Annotated in this window: 14 protein-coding genes and 1 tRNA gene; 10 read left to right on the forward strand and 5 right to left on the reverse strand. The window is 56.4% G+C overall.

All coding sequences use genetic code 11. The annotated features are described in order from the left end of the window. The first annotated feature begins 8 nt into the window (after positions 1-8). From GO984_RS05605 to GO984_RS05615, 3 genes are all read left to right on the forward strand, one after another. Positions 9-335 (forward strand): TIGR02300 family protein, encoded by a 327-nt coding sequence (locus GO984_RS05605; RefSeq protein ID WP_157021561.1) that lies wholly within the window; start codon positions 9-11, stop codon positions 333-335. A 162-nt stretch (positions 336-497) separates the two neighbouring features. After that, positions 498-573 (forward strand) — tRNA-Ala (locus tag GO984_RS05610). A 138-nt stretch (positions 574-711) separates the two neighbouring features. Then, the gene (locus GO984_RS05615) at positions 712-1,602 is read left to right on the forward strand and encodes a PhzF family phenazine biosynthesis isomerase (RefSeq protein WP_157021562.1); all 891 of its coding nucleotides are present in this window, start codon (positions 712-714) and stop codon (positions 1,600-1,602) included. Here GO984_RS05615 and GO984_RS05620 read toward each other — a convergent pair. The 3 genes from GO984_RS05620 to GO984_RS05630 form a co-directional block, all read right to left on the reverse strand. Continuing rightward, positions 1,599-2,261, reverse strand: coding sequence for an SMI1/KNR4 family protein (locus GO984_RS05620; protein WP_157021563.1), 663 nt, complete (start codon positions 2,259-2,261; stop codon positions 1,599-1,601). The two genes, GO984_RS05615 and GO984_RS05620, sit on opposite strands and share 4 nt — an antisense overlap. Positions 2,262-2,359: 98 nt before the next feature. Beyond that, positions 2,360-3,685 carry an aspartate aminotransferase family protein gene (locus GO984_RS05625; RefSeq protein ID WP_157021564.1) on the reverse strand — a complete coding sequence of 442 codons (1,326 nt, stop codon included), beginning with the start codon at positions 3,683-3,685 and terminating at the stop codon, positions 2,360-2,362. Positions 3,686-3,687: 2 nt separating this feature from the next. Continuing rightward, a complete protein-coding gene (locus GO984_RS05630; RefSeq protein WP_157021565.1) occupies positions 3,688-4,464 on the reverse strand; it encodes a beta-keto acid cleavage family enzyme in 777 nt (258 codons plus the stop codon). Between the two features lie 303 nt (positions 4,465-4,767). Here GO984_RS05630 and GO984_RS05635 point away from each other — a divergent pair, with 303 nt between their 5' ends. The 3 genes from GO984_RS05635 (at position 4,768) to GO984_RS05645 (ending at position 8,641) form a co-directional block, all read left to right on the forward strand. Continuing rightward, complete coding sequence (locus GO984_RS05635; RefSeq protein WP_157021566.1) at positions 4,768-6,165, forward strand: aminotransferase family protein; 1,398 nt, start codon at positions 4,768-4,770, stop codon at positions 6,163-6,165. Between the two features lie 194 nt (positions 6,166-6,359). Beyond that, positions 6,360-7,952 carry a methyltransferase regulatory domain-containing protein gene (locus GO984_RS05640; protein ID WP_157021567.1) on the forward strand — a complete coding sequence of 531 codons (1,593 nt, stop codon included), beginning with the start codon at positions 6,360-6,362 and terminating at the stop codon, positions 7,950-7,952. Between the two features lie 95 nt (positions 7,953-8,047). Further along, positions 8,048-8,641: a GNAT family N-acetyltransferase gene (locus tag GO984_RS05645; RefSeq protein WP_157021568.1), complete on the forward strand. Its 594-nt coding sequence runs from the start codon at positions 8,048-8,050 to the stop codon at positions 8,639-8,641. Between the two features lie 96 nt (positions 8,642-8,737). Here GO984_RS05645 and GO984_RS05650 read toward each other — a convergent pair whose 3' ends face one another. Next, positions 8,738-9,766, reverse strand: a complete 1,029-nt coding sequence (locus GO984_RS05650) for a permease (RefSeq protein WP_157021569.1) — start codon at positions 9,764-9,766, stop codon at positions 8,738-8,740. Then, on the reverse strand, positions 9,759-10,070 hold the full coding sequence (locus GO984_RS05655; protein ID WP_157021857.1) for an ArsR/SmtB family transcription factor: 312 nt from the start codon (positions 10,068-10,070) through the stop codon (positions 9,759-9,761). The genes GO984_RS05650 and GO984_RS05655 overlap by 8 nt, the downstream gene beginning before the upstream one ends. A gap of 130 nt (positions 10,071-10,200) precedes the next feature. On the opposite strand from GO984_RS05655, the gene pdxR reads away from it, so the two are divergent. From pdxR to pta, 4 genes are all read left to right on the forward strand, one after another. Next, on the forward strand, positions 10,201-11,661 hold the full coding sequence (gene pdxR, locus GO984_RS05660; RefSeq protein ID WP_157021570.1) for a MocR-like pyridoxine biosynthesis transcription factor PdxR: 1,461 nt from the start codon (positions 10,201-10,203) through the stop codon (positions 11,659-11,661). 118 nt (positions 11,662-11,779) lie between these two features. Further along, positions 11,780-13,555 carry a sulfoacetaldehyde acetyltransferase gene (gene xsc, locus GO984_RS05665; RefSeq protein WP_157021571.1) on the forward strand — a complete coding sequence of 592 codons (1,776 nt, stop codon included), beginning with the start codon at positions 11,780-11,782 and terminating at the stop codon, positions 13,553-13,555. Positions 13,556-13,559: 4 nt separating this feature from the next. Further along, entirely contained in the window at positions 13,560-14,306 is a 747-nt protein-coding gene (locus GO984_RS05670) for a TSUP family transporter (RefSeq protein ID WP_157021572.1), read from the forward strand. Next, entirely contained in the window at positions 14,303-15,328 is a 1,026-nt protein-coding gene (pta, locus tag GO984_RS05675) for a phosphate acetyltransferase (RefSeq protein ID WP_157021573.1), read from the forward strand. The genes GO984_RS05670 and pta overlap by 4 nt, the downstream gene beginning before the upstream one ends. Positions 15,329-15,412: the final 84 nt, after the last annotated feature.

The following is a 15,412-nucleotide window of genomic DNA, read 5'->3' on the forward strand; positions in this document are numbered from 1 at the left end:
GGATACACATGCCCAAGGAAGAATGGGGTGTAAAGCGCATCTGCCCAACCACCGGCAAGCGCTTTTACGACCTGAACAAGTCTCCCATCATCAGCCCCTACACGGGCGAAGTGGTGGAACTGGCAACCGGCAAAAGCCGGATGATGGCCGCTGATGAAGAAGATGCGGTGACTAAGAAGGCCAATGAAAACACCGAATCGGATGATGTGGTTCTGGATGATGACGACACATCTGACATCGATCTGGGTGATGATGTACTGGATGATGACGACGAAGAGGATACTGTTCCTCTCGAAGAAATCGCCGATGTCGCCGCAAATGACGACGATTCCTGATCGTTTCACACCGAATTAGGGCGTGCTTTTCGACCCGCTAGGCTGATTTTCAGCGGCTCGGAAAAAAGCTTAGATGATGGCGCATTTTCCGCTTGCGGAGTGCGCCATCGTCCCTTAAATCAGCCACACACCGCGAGACGGCAACGTCGAACGGAGCAGGTTGGGGCCTTAGCTCAGCTGGGAGAGCGCCTCGCTGGCAGCGAGGAGGTCAGGAGTTCGATCCTCCTAGGCTCCACCAACCACCCTACTAGGCGTTATAAAGATATCATGTACCTATGAGGTTCGTGTCCTATGCAGTATTGCGCTTGTGCGCAGTAAACCCTGCATGGATGGCCTTTCGATTTACATTGCCCAGAGCCAGTAATACTCTGGGGAAATGGTAACGATACATATTGTTGATGCATTTACTGACACTCCGGAAACAGGAAACCGCGCAGGCGTTGTTCTTGATGCGGGCGGGTTGAATGCAACTGAGATGCAGGACATTGCAGCCTTTGCTGGATTTTCGGAAACCGCGTTTGTTTTGCCTGCGCAGGGACCGGATCACGATTTGCAGGTCCGCTACTTTACCCCGCAGATCGAAGTGCCGATTTGTGGGCATGCCACGATTGCGACCCACTTTCTAAGGGCCTCGGTCTCGGGCGATGCGTCGTACCCGCTGAATGTGCTCACTGGAGCTGGAATTCTACCAGTTGAAGTCAGCAAGGACGATGAAGAGCTCCGAGTCTCGATGACCCAAGGTGCGGTTGAATATGGGCAATTTCTGAACACAGAAGAGTTGGACCTGCTTGCTGCTGCATTGGGTCTAGAGCAATCTGACTTTGCCGACGGGTTACCGGCACAAATTGTCTCAACCGGGCATTCCAAGGTTATCATTCCAATCCAGTCGCGTGACGTTTTGGATGGACTAGAACCAGATGCGGAAAAGTTGACGTTGTTGAGCAATAAGATCGGCTGCAACGGCTTCTTTCCAGTGGTGCTGGATAAATCCGGCGGCGCACTAGAGACCTATGGCCGGATGTTCGCCCCTGCAATTGGCATTGCCGAAGACCCGGTCACCGGCAATGCAAACGGCCCAACTGGCGCCTATCTGGTTAAACACGGGGTGATCAAGCTCACCGGCAGCTTTAGCTACCAAGGGCATCAGGGCCACAAGATGGGTAAACGCGGAACCGTTTTTGTGACACTTTCCTTGGATGGCGAGAACCTGAAAGTGCAGGTCGCCGGTCAGGCTGTTCGCGCAGGGGAACTGGAATATCCCGCCTAGCGCAAAGTCAGCCCGATGATCTTTCGGAACTTCATCGCATGTTCGCCCGAATAATCGAGGCAAGCGTTTTGCGGATCATAGAACGGAAGCCATTGCCAATCTTCACCACCAACACCTGCCAACATGCTCCAAGAGTGGATAAAGTCGTCAAAAGACTTGGCCAAACGAACCCCATGACCCTGGCCATCATCGTGGCTAAGGTAAACCACTTCTCCATGATGTGTTGCGCTAAGGTCTAGTGAAATAAAATCACCATTCTCTATCTCGTAAAACACCAGCTTATTGTGCCAAACCCGATCGTATGGATCACTTGGGTTAGGGAAACACTCACGTATCCAGTCCTGACGGGCGCTTTCTAACTTCTCAAGCTGATCGAGAGACCAATGGATATTGCCCCGAAAAATCTCTGAGAATGGGTCGGCTAGCTCTAGTTCCTCCGGCAATGACCAAGTCATTTCAACGGATTTTGAAAACCCCGTCAGCATGCGCCTGAATGATTCGGGAAGCCTGTGGCCCAGATTGCTCTCAACCTGTTGAACTTCGTCCTGTGTGGCAGCCCGTTCTATCACCAAGTCTTCGACTTCCCCTCCAAAACGGTCTATCGATTTCAAGGTTTCTTCCCAACAGCTTCCTAAATTTCTATATTGAAAATCAGACATAACTCTCCCCTAAAAATTGGGACGGCATCCAAGCACTTCTGGCTCAGATGCCTATTTTATCAAATGATCAGCCGCACATAATTGTCCGGTGTATAGTACTAGGACGGGAGAGACTTTCCTATCGCCAGCTCCAGCTTGTCCACCACCTCGGTGATCTGCTCATCCGTGATGATAAACGGTGGGGCCAGCAGGATGTGGTCGCCGTTGACGCCGTCGCGGGTGCCGGACATCGGGTAGCAGATCAGTCCCGCCTCAAACGCTGCCTTTTTGACTTTCTTGGCCAGCCCAAGTGAAGACGCGAAAGGGGTTTTGGTTTCGCGATCCGCGACCAGTTCGATTCCACGGAACAAGCCACGGCCACGAATATCTCCCACATGAGGGTGCTGACCAAAGCGTTCGACCAGTGCTGCCTGCAGTTTTTCCCCCATCTCACCGCTGCGCTTTACCAACCCGCGATCCAGCATTCCACGTACCACCGCCAATGCGGCCGCGGTGGCGACTGGGTGGCCGATATAGGTGTGGCCGTGCTGGAAGAAGCCGCTGCCCGCCTCGATGGCCTGATAGATCTGTTTAGAGCAGAGCATCGCACCGATGGGCTGATAGCCAGCGCCCAACCCCTTGGCGATACACAGGATATCGGGTGCCACATCATCAGCGTCGCAGGCGAACAGATGACCGGTACGACCCATGCCACACATGACCTCGTCCAGAATCAGCAAGACGCCATACTGATCACAGATTTCGCGGACCCGTTTGAAGTAGCCCTCAACCGGTGGCACAGCACCCGATGTGGCCCCAACCACAGGTTCAGCCATAAAGGCCATTACCGTTTCAGGACCAAGGCGCAGGATTTCGGCTTCCAGTTCGTTGGCGACACGTTGGCCGTAGTCATAGGGCGTTTCATCCTCGGGGCGCTCAGCGTATTCATAACAAGGCGCAATGTGAGAGATGTCGATCAGCAGTGGCGCAAACTGCGTGCGGCGCCATTCATTGCCGCCTGCGGCCAGCGCCCCCAGCGTGTTGCCATGGTAGCTTTGGCGTCGGGCAATCACATGGCGGCGCTCTGTCTCGCCCTTTTCCAAATAGTATTGCCGCGCCAGTTTGATGGCCGATTCTGTGGCCTCGGAGCCGCCGGAAACAAAATAAACCCGATCCAGATCCCCCGGCGCATTGGCAATCAACAGATCTGCCAGTTCTTCGGCGGGATCTGAGGTCAGGAAGCTGGTGTGGGCAAAAGCAAGCTTGCCAACCTGATCCTGCACCGCCTTGATCACATCAGCGTCTGAATGCCCAAGGCAGGACACAGCCGCGCCGCCGGAGCCGTCAAAATACCGTTTGCCATCCGCATCAATCAGATAGCAGCCATCTCCGGCCACTGCCGTGGGCAGCTGTGCTTTGGTGTGGCGGGGAAAAACATGGCTCATTGTTAACTCTCCTTCAGAGTATGGCCAGCCGCAGTGGCGGCGGTGATCAGGGCAGCAACCGAGGCTGCATTGTCAGGCAACAGATCCCCGCTGGGGGTCTCTATGTTGTTTTCAAATCCAATTCGGACATCGCCGCCTGCCGAGATGGCTGCCAGCAGGCAGGCCTGCTCGTGGCGACCAAATGCGCAAACGGTCCAGTTCAGGTTCAAATCATCTGTGGCGGCAAGAAACAGTTGCAGATCCTGCGGCTGTGCTAATACCTCGGGCACGTATTGGCCCAACACAAAAATCACATCGCGCATTGCGTTCGGCACCGTGCCATCCACATACCAGCGGCGCAAAAGCTCAACGCAGGACGGCCCGTACAAAATATGCTGTACCTGAGTTCCCGCCTCTGCACACAGCGCATAGGCCTGCGCTGCCATGTCCGGCTCCCGCGCCATTTCCCGCAGCGCAACGGAGGCCGAGGCAGGGCGCAGAGCCTTTAGGCAGTCAAGCTGCTCGGCCACGTTGAACAAACCAGCACTTTCAGTGGTGATTTGTATCGCCATCCCCGGCGCCGCATCAGCAACTGCCGCCATAGCATCGCGATAACGTTCGGCATCCAGAGAATGGGCACCTGCTGCGTCCCGTACGTGGAGGTGAATACCATGCGCACCAGCCGCCTTGCAGGCAACTGCGGTTGCGACAATCTGATCCTGCGTCACAGGCAGTTCCGGGTGATCATCCCGCCCCCGTCGTGCCCCATTGGGGGCAACAGTGAGAGTATATTCAGCCATCATTCTTCTCCAAGCTGGCTTTTGCCCGCGGGCAAGCTGCAAGTGCGCAAATGGTCGCATGTATCGGATTTCGCAAGCCCTGAAACTACAAATACTATTTTGTGGTGTGAGATCAGCCACATTTTCTGTGGCAGGTGGAACATCGCCGATGGTGCGATCAGCTTCGTTCTGGATACAAAACAGGGTAGGATCTGGACCTAGAGCTATCCCGAAATTTGGCGTCTCTGGAAGGAGAAGCGACTCTGACCACAAATGTGGGTGGCGCGCGAATCACGAACACTCTTATCGCGGAAAGGATTTGTCATGGACGGCAATTTCAATGAAAACGACATCAGCCACATTGTTGACGCTGACAAAGCCCACGTCTGGCACCACCTGATCCAGCATAAGCAGTTTGAAACCAAGGATCCGCGCATCATTGTTGAAGGCAAAGGCATGCGCGTCTGGGATCAGAACGGCAAAGAATTCCTGGATGCCGTTTCGGGTGGCGTCTGGACGGTAAACGTAGGCTACGGACGCGAAAGCATCGCCGATGCAGTCCACGCACAACTGATGAAGCTGTGCTATTTTGCCCAAACAGCTGGCTCCATCCCCGGTTCGCTGTATGCAGAAAAACTGATCTCGAAAATGCCGGGCATGAGCCGAGTCTACTACACCAACTCTGGTTCCGAGGCGAACGAGAAGGCGTTCAAGATGGTGCGCCAGATTGCGCACAAACGTTTTGGCGGCAAGAAACACAAGATCCTGTATCGCGACCGTGACTATCACGGCGGCACTCTGGCCACCATGTCGGCTGGCGGTCAGGACGAGCGCGTCATGCAGTACGGCCCTCTGGCCCCCGGTTTTGTCCGTGTACCTCACTGCATGGAATACCGCGCCCACGAGCAAGACCTGGATCACCTGTCGAGCGAAGAATACGGCGTAGCATCCGCCAACCTGATCGAAGAGGTCATCCTGCGCGAAGGTGCAGATACTATCGGTGCGCTGTGCCTGGAACCAGTGACTGCTGGCGGTGGTGTTATCACCCCTCCCCCCGGTTATTGGGATCGCGTGCAGGAGATCTGCAAAAAGTACGACATCCTGCTGCACATCGACGAAGTGGTCTGCGGCGTCGGCCGTACCGGTACTTGGTTCGGCTATCAGCAGTACGGCATTAAGCCGGACATCGTCACCATGGCCAAAGGCGTTGCCTCGGGCTATGCGGCGATTGCGCTCTGCGTCACTACTGAGGCCGTGTTTGACATGTTCAAAGACGATCCAAACGATCCGCTCGGCTTCTTCCGCGATATCTCGACCTTTGGTGGCTGTACCGCCGGCCCAGCTGCGGCGCTGGAAAACATGCGCATCATCGAAGAAGAGAACCTGCTGGACAACTGCACCAAGATGGGTGAACGCATGATGGGCAACCTTCAGGCGCTGATGGAAAAGCACGAGGTTATCGGCGATGTGCGCGGCAAGGGCCTGTTCCTAGGCGTGGAACTGGTTGCAGACCGTACCTCCAAGGAACCGGTCGCCGAAGCGCAGGTGGCGCAAGTGGCCGCCGAATGTGGTGCGCAGGGCGTGATCATCGGCATGTCGAACAAGTCCGTTCCCGGCCGCAACAATGTGCTGTGCTTCTCGCCTGCGCTGATTGTCACGGCGGATGACATCGACCTGATAACCGACAGCGTCGACAAAGCCCTGACCAAGGTCTTTGGCTAATATTCTCCTCGCCAACCCCGAGTGGGCTGGCAAGAACCACCTAACGCTCCGTCTTTGACGGGGCGTTTTTTTGTTCAAGATCTTATCGTTGCAAGTCACTGGATCACAATTCGCCCCGCGTTAACGTGATCCTCAACTTTTTTTATAAAATTTATCTCGAGACTGTACCCAATCCCTGAGCGACAAGGCATTTCATGAACGACTGGACCTCTGGCTACGTGGCCGACATCGACTATACATATGATTTCTTTCGCGAGCTAACGCCAAGCCACCTTGGTTTTTGCGCCCATTCCAAGGGTCATGATCACGCCCTGGATCGACCCAATCTGACCTATTGCGAGTTGGGCTGCGGCCAGGGGTTTTCTGCCAACCTGCTGGCAGCCGCCAACCCACACATTCAGTTCCACGCTATGGATTTCAACCCGGCCCATATGGCTGGCGCCGCTAATCTGGCCCGCGACGCTGAACTGGACAATGTGCATTTCTATGAACGCTCATTTGACGATTTTGGCGATGCGCCCGGCCTGCCACAGGAATTCGACGTCATTGCGCTGCATGGTGTCTACAGCTGGGTGTCCAAAGAACACCAGCAGCACATCACCAACTTCATTTCCCAACGGTTGAAGTCCGGCGGGCTTGTCTATCTCAGCTACAATGCCCTACCCGGCTGGGCTCCTGCCCTACCGCTGCGCCGCATCCTGACCAACAGGGCTGAACAAGGCTCGGGCCCACTGAGTGAACGCATTGCTGAGGCTGTCGAGTTTGCCCATCAGCTGGAACAAAACGGGGCGGATTACTTTACCGGAAATCCTGCGCTGACCAAACCGCTGAGCAAGATGAAATCCATGCCCGCCAGCTATTTGGCACATGAATATTTCAACAAGGACTGGACGCCGTTTCATTTCGAAGACATCGCCAGTGACATGTCGCAGGCCAAGCTCAAATTCCTTGGCGCAGCAGAACCGCGGGACCATGTGGACGACATTTCGTTCTCAGACGAGCAACAAGCCTTGCTGAAGATGGAAAGTGACCCGGTGCACCGCGAAAGCCTGCGTGACATCTTGCTGAACGAACAGTTCCGCACCGATCTCTTTGTAAAGGGCAAGCTGCCAATGACCGAACGAGGGTCGGTCGCAGCCTGGTTCAAAACACCTCTGGCATTGACCCGGCATTACGGCGGCGGCACCGTCAAACTGTCGTGGCGGCGGGGCGAAATTCCGATGGATCAGGAGCAGTATGGCCCGGTTCTGACCGCGCTGGCACAGGGGCCGATGACCACGCGCGAATTACTGGAACTTGGCGTGTTTGGACAGATGCCCTGGGGCGAAATCACCCGCATGCTGACCCTGCTGATCGGCGATGGGTATCTTGCCCCCAGCCTGTCGAATGAGGGCCTGGAAGATCGCCGCGAACGCTGTCGTATCTTTAACGCCGCGGTTGCCAAGCGATCCGAAGAAAGCGAAACCCTGCAGTTCTTTGCTTCCCCGGTCACAGGGGGCGGTATTGCGTTGGACCGTTTTGAACAGCTGTTTCTGCTGGCCCGCAGCGAAGGCAAGGAAACCCCCGCCGACTGGGCCAATCTGGCCTGGCAAATTCTGGCCCCACAGGGACAGCGGTTGCAGAAAGATGGTCGAGTGTTGGAGACAGCAGAGGAAAACCTCTCGGTATTACGCGCGCGTGCCAATGTTTTTGCCGCCCGCCGACTGCCGCTGTGTGAAACCCTGGGCCTTACACTCGAACCAACATCGGCTTTGGGCACACCTCGGCAGGGCAAGGCTGCCGCCTAAAATTGGTCTGAACAAAATTGGCAAAAGCGGATCTTTTTCAAGATCCGTTTTTGCTCCATTGGTAAGACGACACCTCTGGAAAAGGACCGATCCAAATGTGGGCGACCCCAGTCACACTAAAAGGCGGCTCAGTTTGCCTTGTCCCCCTCACGCATGACCACGCAGCAGACTTGGCTGAGGCCAGCGCCGACGGAGATCTGCATAAACTGTGGTACACGGCCATACCGTCCCCCGATGGTGTCGCAGCTGAGATCGACCGACGCCTCGCCCTGTGTGAAAGCGGCAGCATGGTGCCCTTTGCCATTCTTGATGCAAATGATCGCGCTGTTGGCATGACCACCTATATGAACATCGACCACATCAATCACAGGTTGGAAATTGGCTCGACCTGGTACCGCAAATCAGTACAGCGGACCGGGATGAATACCGAATGTAAGTTACTGATGCTAAGGCATGCTTTTGAAACACTGAATGCCATCGCCGTCGAATTCCGCACCCATGTTATCAATCACCAAAGTCGACGTGCAATTGAACGGCTGGGTGCCAAACCCGATGGCATCCTGCGGGCCCATATGATCATGGCGAATGGCACCATTCGCGATACTGCTGTCTATTCCATCACCGCCGCTGAATGGCCTACCAGCAAGGCACATCTGGAGTTTCAAATGCAGCGGCACGCCAGTTCATAACGCTACTTCTATCCGCCTTCATCTAGCCAAAAATATCCTGGGGGAGCCGCGGCCTGCCGCGGCGGGGGCAAAGCCCCCACCTTCACCAGGTCACTCTCAAATCAACTGAAACACAACTCCAGACACAATGGCGCCGCTGACACCCAAAGCCAGATAGGTGGCAAAGACCTGTGGCTTCACCAGCGACCAGACAGCCAACATCGCCGGGATAGAGCTGACCGCGCCAGCAACCATAAACGACATCGCCGCACCATTGCTCATGCCCTGATCGATCAGGCCAGCCAGCAAGGGCGGCGCGACATAAGAGTTCAGATAGGCAGGCATCCCAACCAGAGCTGCGATGGCAATAGGCACCACGCCCTCACCACCAACCAACGTGGCAATCAGATCTGCGGGAACATAGTAGACCAGCAGCGCTTCGAGCACATAGGCCAGCGCCAGCCATTTCAACAGGAAGATCCCGTTTGAGACAAACTCGGCTTTGAAGTGATCGCGGCGGGGCTGTTCCTGCCAGAACTTCCAAACTGGTTTTGTGTCCAGCTTTGGGCCACCACAGCCGCAACCGGTGCTCGGCGCTTTGCGCAGGGGAGAGGCAAACAACCCACCCTTCATCAGGGCCTTGATCGCAAAGCCACCAAACAAGCCCAATGCAACGGCTACAATGGCCTTACCAATGGCAAAGGGCCAACCAAGCGCGCCTGCTGTGATCAACAGGGTTGGCGGATCTATCAGGGGTGAGGACAGCCAGAATGCCATAACAGCAGACAGAGGCGCACCCAGTGCCAACAGGCCGGCGATAAAGGGAATCACTTCGCAGGAGCAAAATGGCGCCAATCCACCAAACAGAGCTGCCATAAAAATCATCCGGACCTCGCGACCTTCAAAGGCGCGCGCCACCATCACCTCTGCCCCTGTGGCTTTGAGGTAAGCCAGCAGCAACACTGCAAAAAGAATATAGCGGCCTGTACTGACCAGCGCAGTTGCAGCGAACTGCAAAACAGCCATGAAGTTACCGGGATCCAGCACGGCAACCAGCGTCAGGATCACCACGATCAGGGCCCAGGGTGTTTTAAGCCATTTGGCCAGATCGCGGCCCCGGCCTGAAATCTGTGTTACGTCAGTCATTGCTCTTTGCCTCGCTTGATGAATCCGCACAGCATTCGCTGAGGATGAAGTTTGCCAGCTGTTCCAGTTGATCAAAGTTGGCGCGATTGACGGTTGAACGGCCACTGCGTTCCTGTTCGACCACGCCCGCACCGGTGAGAAATTTCAGATGATGCGCCAGTGTTGAGGGCGCGATGCCACTGCGTTCCTGGATCTCATGCACCAGCAACCCGTCGTGGCCTGCCCGGATCAGACAGCGCAGAACCTGCAGTCGTGATTCGGATCCCATTGCAGCAAAACCCTGCGCTGCCTCTTCCCATAACATCATCGGAACTCCAATTGATTCGATAAAACTAGTTTTATAGTTTTATTTTCACTCTAGCAATCCATCTTTTTTTGCCCGACAAGTTAAGTCCAGATCGCACCCAGGTTAGGTCCAACCCAAGGTTTCCCGCATGGCTATTTCCGTCGACACTTTCTTCCTCAGCCCCAAGGCGCACGGCACTCTGCAGGCGCAGATCCAGCAGATGATCGCCGAAGGTATTCTGTCGGGACGCTTCCATGTCGGGGAAAAACTACCTTCTTCACGCAAACTGGCAACGCATCTGGGCATCAGCCGAATCACGGTGACACTGGCCTATACCGAATTGTTGGCGAATGATTATCTGACCTCGCGCGGACGATCTGGGTATTTTGTATCGGAAAACGCACCGGTTCCCCCCAGTTACACGCCGCCTGAGAAATCAGAAGAAACCGTGGATTGGTCGCGGGCTATGGCACGGCAGTTCACCGGGGGGGATACCCCCCGCAAGCCGCAGGATTGGCGGGACTACAAATTCCCGTTTATCTACGGTCAGGCCGACCCAACCCTGTTTGACCATGCCAACTGGCGTCTCTGCGCGCTGCGGGCACTGGGACAAAAGGATTTTGCAGCTCTGACAACCGACTATTTTGATCAGGACGACCCGTTATTGATCGAATACATCGCCCGCCACACGTTGCCCCGCCGTGGCATCACGGCCCGCCCCGAGGAAATTCTGATTACACTGGGCGCGCAGAACGCCTTGTGGCTGGTCACACAAATCCTGCTAAACAGTCGCCGCAATGCCACCATAGAAGATCCCTGCTACTACACATTGCGCGACCAGCTGGCCCACAGCCGATGTCAGGTTGATGCCATTCCAGTAGACCGCGATGGGCTGCCGCCGGATCTGATCACGGACGATACCGATGTCATATTTTCCACTCCCAGCCATCAGAGCCCGACAACGGCTACCATGCCGATGGAACGCCGCCGTGCCTTGCTGGACCGCGCCCGCGATATTGATGCGATCATCGTCGAAGATGACTATGAGTTTGAAATGTCGTTCTTGGCCCCCCCATCCCCGGCCCTGAAGTCGCTGGATAGCGATGGTCGCGTTGTCTATGTCGGCAGTTTTTCAAAATCTCTGTTTCCGGGTTTAAGGCTGGGCTATCTGGTTGGGTCTGAACCCTTCATTCGTCAGGCCCGCGCCCTGCGGGCCACAGTACTGCGCCACGCACCCGGCCATATCCAGCGTACGGTGGCTTACTTCCTGTCTCTGGGTCATTACGACGCCCAGATACGCCGCACAGCCAAGACCCTGCATCGACGCCGTACGGTGATGGAGGAGGCCATCTCCGAACATGGGCTAACCATTGCGGGCAGTGGCGTTTATGGAGGATCCTCCATGTGGATGCAGGCCGAGCCAGATGTCGACATGGCAGCGGTGGCCCGTAGCCTTATGCCGCAAAGCGTTCTTGTCGAACCCGGCGCGCCATTTTTTGCCCAAAACAACCGGCAGCAGAACTATTATCGGCTTGGCTATTCCTCGATTGCAGAGAGTCGCATCGAACCTGGCTTGGCCCTTCTGGCCAAGGCGCTGCAGTCCGGCTGAGACTGGCCCTAATCCGCCGCCACAACTGGCCCTAACTGCGGACTGCCCCACAATTTAGACCAGATGCAATCCCCGACATTTTGTCGGCCCTTTCGGCGTCTCATCAGGAGCACCCCACATGAAAATGACCACCGAAGAAGCCTTTGTAAAAACACTTCAGATGCATGGCATCGAACATGCATTTGGTATCATCGGTTCGGCCATGATGCCGATTTCCGACATCTTTGAGCCAGCTGGTATCACCTTCTGGGACTGCGCCCACGAAGGATCCGGCGGCATGATGGCTGACGGTTACACCCGTGCCACCGGCAAAATGTCGATGATGATCGCGCAGAACGGCCCCGGCATCACCAACTTTGTGACCGCTGTGAAAACCGCGTACTGGAACCACACCCCGCTGCTGCTGGTGACACCGCAAGCCGCAAACAAGACCATGGGACAAGGTGGCTTCCAGGAAATGGAACAGATGAACGCATTCGCTGATTGCGTTTGCTACCAGGAAGAAGTGCGTGACCCGACCCGTATGGCCGAAGTCCTGAACCGCGTGATCATGCAAGCCAAGCGCCAGAGTGCCCCGGCCCAGATCAACGTTCCACGCGATTACTTCACTCAGGTTGTCGACATCGAGCTGCCAGCCATCGTCGACTTTGAGCGCCCACAGGGTGGTGCCGCGGCATTGGATCAGGCTGCTGAATTGCTGTCCGGCGCCAAGTTCCCCGTTATCCTGAACGGTGCTGGTGTTGTCATCGGCGGTGCAATCCCAGCCTCCATCGCACTGGCCGAGCGTCTGGACGCCCCGGTTTGCTGTGGCTACCAGCACAACGACGCCTTCCCCGGTTCGCACCCACTGCACGCTGGCCCCCTCGGCTACAACGGCTCCAAGGCCGCTATGGAGCTGATCTCGAAGGCTGACGTTGTTCTGGCCCTCGGCACACGCCTGAACCCGTTCTCGACACTGCCAGGCTATGGCATCGACTACTGGCCAACTGACGCTCAGATCATTCAGGTCGACATCAACCCTGACCGCATCGGCCTGACCAAGAAAGTCACCGTGGGTATCGTAGGTGACGCCAAAACTGTAGCAACCACGATCCTCGACAAGCTGTCGGGCACTGCCGGTGACGAAGGTCGCGCATCGCGCAAAGACCTGATCGCCACCACCAAATCAGGATGGGCGCAGGAACTGTCGTCAATGGATGACGAGCAGGACGACCCCGGCACCACCTGGAACCAGCGCGCCCGTGCAGCCAAGCCGGACTGGCTGAGCCCACGTAAAGCATGGCGTGCCATTCAGGCAGCCTTGCCTGCAGATGCGATCATCTCGTCCGACATCGGCAACAACTGTGCCATCGGCAACGCCTATCCTTCGTTCGAAGAAGGCCGCAAATACTTGGCACCAGGTCTGTTCGGCCCATGTGGCTATGGTCTGCCAGCGGTTGTTGGCGCGAAAATCGGCCGCCCAGACGTTCCGGTTGTTGGCTTCTCGGGCGATGGTGCCTTTGGTATCGCTGTGACCGAGCTGACCGCCATTGGTCGCGAAGAATGGCCGGGTGTGACCCAGGTTGTTTTCCGCAACTACCAGTGGGGCGCCGAAAAGCGTAACTCGACACTGTGGTTCGACGACAACTTTGTCGGCACCGAGCTGGACACCAAAGTGTCTTATGCAGGTATCGCCAATGCATGTGGCCTGAAAGGCGTTGTCGCCCGCACCATGGACGAGTTGACCGATGCCCTGCGTCAGGCTTGTGAAGATCAGAAACAGGGGATCACCACTCTGATCGAAGCGATGATCAACCAGGAACTGGGGGAACCCTTCCGTCGCGATGCGATGAAGAACCCGGTTGAGGTTGCTGGCATCTCGGCCGACGACATGCGTCCGCAAAAAGGCGCCTGAGCCTATGACACTGCCCTTTGACCTGACCACCGGCCAAGGGGCCTTTTTGGCCGCCGCACTGTTTGTGGCGGCCTATATCCGAGGTTTTTCCGGCTTTGGATTTTCTGCCATTTTTATCATTCTTGCTGCGTTGGTGACAAACCCGCTGCCCCTGATCCCCGTCGTATTCAGTTGCGAAATCGCCATGACGCTGTTTCAGGCGCGTGGCATTCGGGCGCATATTGACTGGAAGCGAACCATCGCATTGTTGGGCGGCGCTGCTGTGGCTGTTGTTCCCGCTGTGGCCATCATGGCCCGTCTGGGTGAGCAAGAGGCCCGCATCGCCATCTCCGCCCTGATCCTTGTGCTGAGCCTGATCCTTCTGAGTGGCTGGCGGCTGGAACGCCAGATTGGTCCCAAGGGCAATATTGCTGTTGGAATGGTGTCCGGCATCGCCAACAGCGCTGGCGTTGGTGGCCTTCCCGTTGCCGCGTTTCTATCCACACAGCCTGTCCCGCCTGCCGTTTTCCGTGCCACCATGATTGTCTTTCTAACCGGCATTGACCTGATGACCCTGCCAGTAATGGCGTCACATGGGTTGGTTGGTGCTGGCACTGTGACTGGCATCGCACTGGGCTTTCCCATCCTTGGCTCGGGCATCTGGGCTGGTAGCCTGAAGTTCTCGGCCACCTCGCAAGATCAATTCCGCAAGGTGGTGGTTCTGCTGCTGACCGGGTTTTCCGTTCTCAACATCGTGAGGGTGATTGTATGACTACAATTCTGAACCCTGTGGAACTGCTGAAGGCCACGCCATCCGATAGCCGCCCCGTCATTGCATTGAGCGAGGGCAGTGACCCACGCGTGGTCGCTGGTGCACTGGCCGCTGTTGAGGCTGAATTGGCCAATATCATTCTGATAGGCCCAACCGCCGAAGTTGAAGCCACGCTAGAGGCTGTTGGCGGACGTGTTGTTGCAAGCAGTCTTTCCGTTCACGATCCTGAGATTTCAGAACTCTCGGATGAATTTGCAACAGCGTTTTATGAGCTGCGCAAGCACAAAGGCATTGATCAAGCGGCGGCCCAAAAAGCGGTGAGAACTCCGCTGGTCTATGCTGCCATGTTAGTCCGCTGCGGACACGCAACCGGCACCGTTGGCGGCGCGGTGGCCACCACATCGGATGTCGTACGCACCGCAATTCAAGTCATTGGCATGGCCCCAGATGCTGCCATGGTGTCCAGCTTTTTCCTGATGTACCCACCCAAAAACGCCGAAAGCGGTCGGGCGATGCTGTACTCGGACTGCGGGCTGGTGATTGATCCGTCAGCCACGGAACTGGCGGCAATCGCCGGGGCCTCGGCCCAAAGTTGTCGGACCCTACTGCGAAGCGAACCCAAGATCGCCATGCTGTCGTTTTCCACCATGGGCAGCGCCAGCCACGCGGCTATCGACAAGGTCACAACCGCAACCGCAGCTCTACGCGCGGCCCATCCAGAGCTGAGTGTTGACGGCGAGATGCAGTTCGACGCGGCCTTTGTGCCGTCAGTTGGTGAAAGCAAAGCGCCCGGATCACAAGTGGCAGGACAGGCCAATGTGATGATCTTCCCCAATCTGGACGCAGGTAACATCGGCTACAAGCTGACCCAACGCCTGGGTGGATATGCCGCCATTGGCCCGGTCCTGCAGGGTCTGGCACAACCCGCCAATGATCTATCGCGTGGTTGCAGCGCCGAAGATGTCACCCAGATGATTGCCGTGACCGTGCTGCAATCCCAAAGAACGGACGACGGCGATTGACAACCGGGACTGGAAAACCTTCCCAATTTCAGCCAACAATTGCGGAATTTATCGCTGTGCAGCAAGAAAAACCCAAACAGGATC

The sequence above is a fragment of the Parasedimentitalea huanghaiensis genome (assembly GCF_009753675.1).
Taxonomy (GTDB): Bacteria; Pseudomonadota; Alphaproteobacteria; order Rhodobacterales; family Rhodobacteraceae; genus Parasedimentitalea; species Parasedimentitalea huanghaiensis.